The 8,786-nt window shown below is 41.1% G+C and carries 7 protein-coding genes and 1 rRNA gene; all 8 read left to right on the top strand.

The annotated features are described in order from the left end of the window. Positions 1-205: 205 nt before the first annotated feature. The 8 genes from rrf (at position 206) to L3V42_RS13805 (ending at position 8,723) form a co-directional block, all read left to right on the top strand. Positions 206-321 (top strand): 5S ribosomal RNA (gene rrf, locus L3V42_RS13840). A 136-nt stretch (positions 322-457) separates the two neighbouring features. Then, positions 458-1,159, top strand: coding sequence for an MgtC/SapB family protein (locus tag L3V42_RS13835; RefSeq protein ID WP_235762974.1), 702 nt, complete (start codon positions 458-460; stop codon positions 1,157-1,159). Between the two features lie 255 nt (positions 1,160-1,414). Then, positions 1,415-1,879 carry a CtsR family transcriptional regulator gene (locus tag L3V42_RS13830; RefSeq protein ID WP_235762975.1) on the top strand — a complete coding sequence of 155 codons (465 nt, stop codon included), beginning with the start codon at positions 1,415-1,417 and terminating at the stop codon, positions 1,877-1,879. 25 nt (positions 1,880-1,904) lie between these two features. Continuing rightward, the gene (gene mcsA / locus L3V42_RS13825) at positions 1,905-2,456 is read left to right on the top strand and encodes a protein-arginine kinase activator protein McsA (protein ID WP_255783470.1); all 552 of its coding nucleotides are present in this window, start codon (positions 1,905-1,907) and stop codon (positions 2,454-2,456) included. Beyond that, entirely contained in the window at positions 2,453-3,514 is a 1,062-nt protein-coding gene (gene mcsB / locus L3V42_RS13820) for a protein-arginine kinase McsB (protein ID WP_235762977.1), read from the top strand. Before mcsA ends, mcsB begins: the two co-directional genes overlap by 4 nt. 12 nt (positions 3,515-3,526) lie before the next feature. Then, a complete protein-coding gene (gene clpC, locus L3V42_RS13815; protein ID WP_235762978.1) occupies positions 3,527-5,956 on the top strand; it encodes an ATP-dependent protease ATP-binding subunit ClpC in 2,430 nt (809 codons plus the stop codon). Between the two features lie 202 nt (positions 5,957-6,158). After that, positions 6,159-7,529, top strand: coding sequence for a DNA repair protein RadA (gene radA / locus L3V42_RS13810; protein WP_238472225.1), 1,371 nt, complete (start codon positions 6,159-6,161; stop codon positions 7,527-7,529). Between the two features lie 96 nt (positions 7,530-7,625). Further along, positions 7,626-8,723 (top strand): PIN/TRAM domain-containing protein, encoded by a 1,098-nt coding sequence (locus tag L3V42_RS13805; RefSeq protein WP_235762979.1) that lies wholly within the window; start codon positions 7,626-7,628, stop codon positions 8,721-8,723. The last annotated feature ends 63 nt before the right edge of the window (positions 8,724-8,786 follow it).

The following is an 8,786-nucleotide window of genomic DNA, read 5'->3' as shown; positions in this document are numbered from 1 at the left end:
GATGAGGTTGATAGGTTCGAGGTAGAAGCATGGTGACATGTGGAGCTGACGAATACTAATCGATCGAGGACTTAACTAACTTCTATATCTTGATGTCGTGAATTACTCTTATTTAGTTTTCAGGGTACAAGTTTAAAAAAGACTTGCATTTTCTGAAGAAAATGCATATAATATAACTTGTCTTTAAAAATTACATACTTTCATGTCTGGTAATGAAGGCGGAAAGGTCACACCTGTTCCCATACCGAACACAGCAGTTAAGCTTTCCAGCGCCGATGGTAGTTGAGACCTTGTCTCTGCGAGAGTAGGACGTTGCCAGGCATATTAAAAGACAGATTATCATAAAATGATAGTCTGTCTTTTTGTTTTGTTTATTTTTTAGTAACGTTTACGTATATTGTTTATTAGGGAACAGGGTTCCATATAAAGGATAATATATAGAAAAGAGGAAAAGAAAATGGAAGTACTTATAGAGGAAATTATGGGGGATCATTTCTATGTAATTGTAACGAGGCTGTTAGTTGCCTTATTATTATCTGGAATAATCGGATTTGAACGAGAGTGGAATAATCACTCCGCAGGTTTTCGGACACATATATTAGTAGGTGTCGGTGCTAGTCTGATGATGCTTTTATCGATATTTGGTTTTCTTGAGTTTCTCGAGCATTATGATAATGTACGGTTTGACCCGGCCCGCATTCCTTCTTATGTAATAAGCGGAATTGGATTTCTTGGCGCTGGAACAATTATTGTCTACGGGGGAACGATTCGCGGACTTACAACAGCTGCTTCTATATGGGCGGTAGCTGGTGTCGGGCTTGTGGTAGGTGCAGGAATGTATGGTCCTGCTATTGTTGCAACATTAATCATTTTAATTAGTTTAGTTGTATTGAATAATCTTGAAAAACTGCTCCCTTCGCAACGAAAATACACAAGGATTGAAATGGTTGTCGAGCAAAAAATAAAAGTACACAAGCTTGTTGAAATAGCAGAAATGTATGATGTGAATATTATTGCAGTGGAAGTGGAAAAAATGGAAAGAGATCTCAGAAAGATTTATTTCAAGATGAAAGGTATGGGAGGAAATCAGTTGCTTGTATTATTTGAAGAAATGTCTAAATTAGATGGTGTTAATAATATCAATCAACTGGAAAAGTGAGACATACAGTGCAAGGGGCAAGGTTAAAGGAGGAGTTATTCCACCTTTAACTTATGCTTATTATTTTAAATCTCTCTCTTTCCGTTTATTTCCTTGAAAAATGTCTAGAATAGAATATTGGATATTACTTTTCAACAGTTCTATTTTGGCGTATAATTAATTTATAGTCAAAGATAGTCAAAGTCAATGTCATTTCCTTTTGTTCCGGCATAGCAAGAAATGAGTGATATGTAAGGAGAGGGGGAATTCTTAACAATGAGCAATATTTCAGATATTATTGAAGCGTATCTAAAGAAAGTACTTCATTCCACAGGTAAAAATGCAATTGAAATTAAGCGGAGTGAAATTGCAGACCAGTTTGAATGTGTACCTTCACAGATTAATTATGTGATTAACACGAGATTTACGACAGAAAAAGGGTATATAGTGGAAAGTAAGCGTGGTGGTGGGGGATATATCCGGATCATTCGTGTAAAGCACGAAGATAAGGCAGAGTTGATTGATGGTATTATTAAAATGATTAATCCAAGTATTTCGCAGCAGGCAGCAGTTCATGTGCTGGAACGTTTACGGGATGAAGAAATCATTACGAATCGGGAAGAAAAACTGATTTATAGTGCGATTGAACGAACGACATTACCATTTCAGCTGCCAGAACGAGACGAGATTCGGGCACGTATTTTAACTGCGATGCTTCATACTTTGAAATACTATAATTAACCCTATTATGGGCAGGAGGAGGAAGATGCGTGTGGAATGTCAAGAGTGTCAAAAACGGCCAGCTACAGTTTATTTTAAACATGTAATAAATGGGGAGAAAAAAGAAGTTCGCGTGTGTGAAGTTTGTGCCCAAGAAAAAGGCTATATGCAATCTCAAGATCAGGGATCTTCTCTCCACGATTTACTTACAGGAATATTTAACTTTGATACGTATCCATTCGGAACTCAAGTGTCCGACAAAAAACAAATTAAAGAGCTTCAATGCCCGAATTGTAAATTGACTTTTTCGGCCTTTAAGGAAATCGGAAAATTTGGCTGCGCCACTTGTTATGAAACTTTTTCAGAACGTTTAAGTCCTATACTACGACGGGTTCATGCAGGGAATACAGCCCATGCTGGTAAAATACCAAAACGCACAGGTGGAAATATACAAAAAAAACGTCAATTAGAGGAATATCGTATCCAAATGAAGAAGTTAATAGAGGAAGAAGCTTTTGAAGAAGCCGCGATTCTCCGAGATAAAATAAAAGCATTGGAAACACAGGGATCAGCTAAGAGGGGGGAAAGCGAAGGATGACATTAGAGCATTTTCTAAACGAAGCGATAAGTCCTTGGATGCGAAAAGAGGGTACCGATAGCGATATTGTTTTAAGCAGCCGGATTCGTTTAGCTCGGAACTTCGCTAATGTTATGTATCCTATTCTAGGGAAAGAAGATGAATTAAAAAAGGTTCATGATTTCATGAAAGATACGTATAATAAAACGTCCTTTCAGGATTATACGGATTTCCACTTTATCTCGACAAAGAATTTATCAGAAATAGAGAATCAGATTTTAATTGAGAAGCATCTCGTCAGTCCTAGCCTAACCAGATATCCACAGTCAGCAGCACTTATTTCTAAAAATGAGCAGGTCTCCATTATGATCAATGAAGAAGATCATTTGAGGATCCAACTTTATTTCCCTGGATATCAACTTGCCGATGGTCTGAAACAAGCTTCACAGCTGGATGATTGGATAGAGGGGAAAGTTGACTATGCGTTCGATGAGAAGTTTGGATATCTCACGAGCTGTCCAACGAATGTGGGAACAGGAATGCGCGCGTCCGTGATGATGCACTTGCCGGCTCTGGTGATCACGAAGCAGATGAGCCGGATGATCCCTGCGATTAATCAGTTCGGGTTGGTCGTGCGTGGAATATACGGGGAAGGCAGTGAATCACTAGGTAATATTTTCCAGATTTCGAATCAGATCACCCTCGGGAAATCAGAGAAAGATATAGTCTTTGATTTAGCCAGTGTCGTGAAGCAGCTGATTGAGCAAGAACGGCTTGCCCGGAGCTATATTACCGAGCAACTAGGAATCAGTCTGGAGGATCGTATTTTCAGGTCTTATGGAACGATGAAGAATGCCCGAATCATTGAATCGAAGGAAGCCGCTAAATGCATTTCTAACGTGCGTTTAGGTATAGACTTAGGTATTATTGAAAATATATCTAAAAATATATTAAATGAATTAATGACTCTAACACAACCAGGATTCTTACAATATTATGCTAACAGACGCTTAACACCGCGAGAGCGCGATGTATTTCGTGCTTCGCTCATCAGAGAAAGACTTGAATTAGAGAAATAGGAGGGATGCCAGATGATGTTTGGAAGATTTACAGAAAGGGCGCAAAAGGTGCTTGCACTGTCACAAGAAGAGGCAGTACGTCTCGGACATAATAACATTGGAACAGAGCATATTTTGCTCGGGCTTGTTCGCGAAGGCGAGGGGATTGCGGCGAAGGCTCTGCAATCATTAGGAGTACAAGTTGAAAAAATTCAAGAAGAAGTGGAGAAATTAATTGGAGTAGGTAAACAGCCGATGCAATCGATTCACTACACTCCACGAGCAAAAAAAGTTGTGGAACTATCACAGGATGAAGCGCGCAAGCTTGGCCATTCCTATGTAGGGACGGAACATATTTTACTCGGCCTTATCCGGGAAGGAGAAGGCGTTGCAGCCCGGGTTCTTAATAACCTTGGAATAAGCCTAAATAAAGCCCGTCAGCAAGTTTTAAAACTATTAGGCAGTAATGAGTCTCAAGCAGGCAGAAGAGGGCGTGGCGGCCAGCAATCAAACGCGAGCACCCCGACGCTCGATTCCCTTGCAAGAGATTTAACGGTAAGTGCAAGAGAAGGTAAAATTGACCCGGTTATTGGTCGTTCCAAAGAAATTGAACGTGTCATACAAGTATTAAGTCGCCGGACGAAAAATAACCCTGTATTAATTGGGGAACCGGGTGTTGGTAAAACAGCAGTGGCAGAAGGACTTGCCCAGCAAATTATTGATAATGAAGTACCGGAAACCCTCCGTGATAAACGCGTGATGACGCTTGATATGGGGACGGTCGTTGCAGGGACGAAATATCGTGGAGAGTTTGAGGACCGTTTAAAAAAGGTCATGGAAGAAATTCGCCAAGCTGGGAATGTTATTCTATTTATTGATGAATTGCATACATTAATTGGTGCAGGGGGCGCAGAAGGTGCAATTGACGCATCGAATATTTTAAAGCCATCCCTTTCCCGCGGAGAAATCCAGTGTATTGGAGCGACGACGCTGGATGAGTACCGGAAATATATTGAAAAAGATGCAGCACTTGAACGTCGTTTCCAGCCGATTCAAGTGGATGAGCCATCTGTTGAAGAAACGATTCTTATTTTAAAAGGTTTGCGTGACCGCTATGAGGCCCATCATCGTGTAACCATTACCGATGAAGCGATTGAAGCGAGTGCGACACTATCGGATCGCTATATTACAGAACGATTCCTGCCGGATAAGGCAATCGACTTAATTGATGAGGCTGGTTCTAAAGTTCGTCTTCGTTCCTACACGATTCCGCCGAACTTAAAAGAACTGGAACAGAAATTAGCAGACGTCAGGAAAGAAAAGGACGCGGCTGTTCAAAGTCAGGAATTTGAAAAAGCAGCATCTTTACGTGATACAGAACAGCGATATCGTGAAGAACTCGAGAAAACGAAAAATGAATGGAAAGAGAAGCAAGGTCAAATGGACTCGGAAGTAACCATTGAAGATATTGCGAGTGTCGTATCGATTTGGACTGGTGTACCGGTAGCTAAGCTTACGAAAGATGAAACGCAGCGTCTTCTTAATATGGAAGAAATTCTCCATAATCGTGTAATCGGCCAAGAAGAAGCAGTGAAAGCTATATCGACTGCCATTCGTAGAGCCCGCTCAGGACTGAAAGATCCGAAGCGTCCAATTGGTTCGTTTATCTTCTTAGGCCCTACAGGGGTCGGTAAAACAGAGCTTGCAAGAGCCCTTGCTGAAGTGATGTTTGCAGATGAAGACGCGATGATTCGCGTTGATATGTCGGAGTACATGGAAAGACATTCTACAGCACGATTAGTCGGATCCCCTCCAGGGTACGTCGGCTATGAAGAAGGCGGCCAATTAACGGAAAAAGTCCGCAGAAAACCATATTCTGTTGTTCTTTTGGATGAAGTGGAAAAAGCCCACCCGGAAGTCTTTAACATCCTGCTTCAAGTGCTGGAAGATGGGCGTTTAACAGACTCCAAAGGTAGAACCGTTGATTTCCGTAATACAGTCATCATTATGACTTCAAACGTTGGTGCAAGTGAGTTGCGTCGTAATAAATTTGTCGGTTTCAATGTTGCAGACGAAAGCCAGCAACACGCCGATATGAAATCAAAAGTAATGGACGCACTTAAGAAAGCCTTCCGTCCAGAGTTCTTAAACCGGATTGATGAAACGATTGTTTTCCATTCTTTAGAGAAGAAGCATATGAAAGACATTGTTGTGCTTATGTTAGAAGAACTGAAAGAAAGATTGGAAGAACAAGAAATCGAACTATCACTGACAGATAAAGCAATCGAGAAAATTGCTAACGAAGGATTCGACCCGGAATATGGAGCAAGACCTCTAAGACGCTCCATTCAGCAAAATATCGAAAACATGTTATCTGAGGAATTACTGAAAGGAACGGTCGAAAAAGGCAAGTCCGTGAAAATCGGCCTAAACAACAAAGGTGAATTCATCATTTTAAAATAAAGCAGTAGCACCAGTCAGATAAAAGCTAGAAGAGTCACCTCTTCTAGCTTTTACTGCACTTAAGCTTAAAAGTAAAAGCTTGGAAAATATGCTTTCTATCCCAGTGTGTGGCATAATTTAGGAAAAAGTTGAGAAATTGAAACTACTATGTAACCTATGAAAAGTAATAATCGTATACAATAGAAGAAGGGATCGAATGAGTTTGGCTAAACGCAAGAATACATTTGTCTGCCAAGACTGTGGTTATGAATCTCCGAAATGGATGGGGAAATGCCCCGGCTGCGGAAACTGGAACACAATGGTCGAAGAAGTACAGGCTGGAGGCAGCGGCGGCAGGCATGTTACAAGCGGTAAGCGGACGGTTAGTAAACCAGAACCGATTACCCAACTTGAATCACAAAAAGAACCACGAATTACAACTGAAATGCGAGAATTCAACCGTGTGCTCGGCGGTGGAATTGTTCCGGGCTCCCTCGTGTTAATCGGTGGGGACCCAGGGATAGGGAAATCGACGTTGTTATTGCAAATATCAGCCCAGATCGCTAAGAAAAAAATGCGTGTCCTTTATATCTCCGGGGAAGAATCAACGAGGCAAACGAAACTTCGGGCAGACCGTCTAGGAGTGCAAGAAGCAGAATTATACGTATTAAGTGAGACCAATTTATATGATATAGGTCAACAGATTGAAAAGTTGAAGCCAGAACTTGTTATTGTGGATTCGATTCAAACGATCTACCGGGAAGAAGTAACGAGTGCACCGGGAAGCGTTTCCCAAGTACGGGAAAGCACTGGGGAACTCATGCGGATTGCGAAGACAAATCATATTTCTGTTTTTATCGTTGGACATGTAACGAAGGAAGGGGCAATCGCTGGGCCAAGACTTTTGGAACATATGGTAGATACAGTGTTGTATTTTGAAGGGGAACGACATCATACATATCGGATTTTACGCAGTGTGAAAAACCGTTTTGGCAGTACACATGAAATGGGAATTTTTGAGATGCGTGAAGAAGGTTTACGTGAAGTCGTGAACGCTTCGGAAATATTTCTGGAAGAGCGAAAAACTGGCACAGCAGGCTCTACAGTAGTTGCATCAATGGAAGGAACGCGGCCGATTCTAGTAGAAATTCAAGCACTCATTGCTCCGTCAAGCTTTGGAAACCCGCGTAGAATGGCTACTGGCATTGATTCGAATCGTGTTCCGCTGCTCATGGCTGTTTTGGAGAAGCGGGTTGGTTTCATGTTGCAGAATCAGGATGCTTATTTGAAAGTGGCTGGCGGAGTGAAGTTGGATGAGCCCGCAATTGATCTGGCAATTGCCATTAGCATTGCATCCAGCTTCCGGGACCAGCCGACAGAACCAAAGGATATTTTCATCGGTGAGGTTGGACTGACTGGAGAAATCAGAAGGGTCTCCCGGATTGAACAACGTGTACAGGAAGCAGCTAAGCTTGGTTTCGAGCGGGTAATTTGCCCGCAACATAATTTGGATGGTTGGACGATTCCGAAAGATATTCAAGTAGTTGGTGTTTCCACCATTCAAGAAGCATTAGAAATAGGACTTGCAAGATGAATTTAACGCTTTTAGTGAAAAAATGAGCTTATCTCTCCTATCCGTAGGGTTATAAAAGAAAAATAAAGGTAATAATAAGCATAAGGAGGTGAGAAAATGTTAAAAAAAGTTGTTCATATCTTTTTTATTGTCCTTGGTGGAACGATTGGTTACCTGTATATCCCCATGATTATTAATTTATTAAATATAGATATGAACTGGCTGACAAACCCATATCTTGGCATGACATTAGGTGCAATTATTTTATTTTTACTCTCTTCATTTTTTGTGGATCACGTCGTAAACTTTTTCAAATGGATAGAAGATACCCTTATTAAACTGCCGGCAATGGACTTATTATTTGGTAGCTTAGGAATGATTGTCGGACTTGTCATAGCCTATCTCGTTACGATGCCACTTCAGGATATCAATATCCAAGTATTCTCACAAGTACTGCCGATTTTTATTACGATAATTCTTGGCTATTTAGGTTTCCGTGTTGGCTTCAGGCGCCGGGAGGAATTTTCGAGTTTACTGCGGACAGGGAAAAAGGATAAACTGAAAGAAACTACTGATCAAGGTGATGCAGATTCAGAAGATGAAATGCCGAAACCGAAAATACTTGATACAAGTGTTATAATAGACGGTAGAATTGCTGATATTTGCAGTACAGGGTTTTTGGAAGGGACATTAGTAATCCCTCAATTTGTATTAGGAGAGCTGCAGCACATTGCGGATTCCTCGGATGCGTTGAAGCGTAACCGCGGGCGGCGCGGACTTGATGTGCTGAATCGTATTCAAAAAGAATTACCGATTACAGTAGAGATCTATGAAGGTGATTTTGAAGAGATCGCTGAAGTGGACAGCAAGCTGATTAAACTCGCTAAAGTGACGGATGGAATTGTGGTAACGAATGATTTCAACTTGAATAAAGTGTGTGATCTGCAGCGTGTTCCTGTGCTTAATATTAATGATCTTGCAAATGCAGTCAAACCGGTCGTCCTACCAGGAGAAGAACTGGTCGTCCAAGTAATCAAGGACGGGAAAGAACAGCGCCAGGGAATCGCCTATTTGGATGATGGAACAATGATTGTTGTCGAAGAAGGCCGTGACTATATCGGAAAAACAATTGAGGTCATTATTACAAGTGTCTTGCAGACTTCTGCAGGCAGAATGATCTTCGCCAAACCAAAAACACTTGAAAAAGCACTGTAAAAAAGGTATAACTTATTAAGGATAATGCTTGAAAAGTGATGACATCTATATTGTTATCACTTT

Origin of the sequence: Oceanobacillus alkalisoli (assembly GCF_022213125.1) — a bacterium.
Taxonomy (GTDB): domain Bacteria; phylum Bacillota; class Bacilli; order Bacillales; family Amphibacillaceae; genus Oceanobacillus; species Oceanobacillus alkalisoli.
Note: the sequence above shows the minus strand (reverse complement) of the source record. Positions and strands in the feature narration are given on the sequence as shown.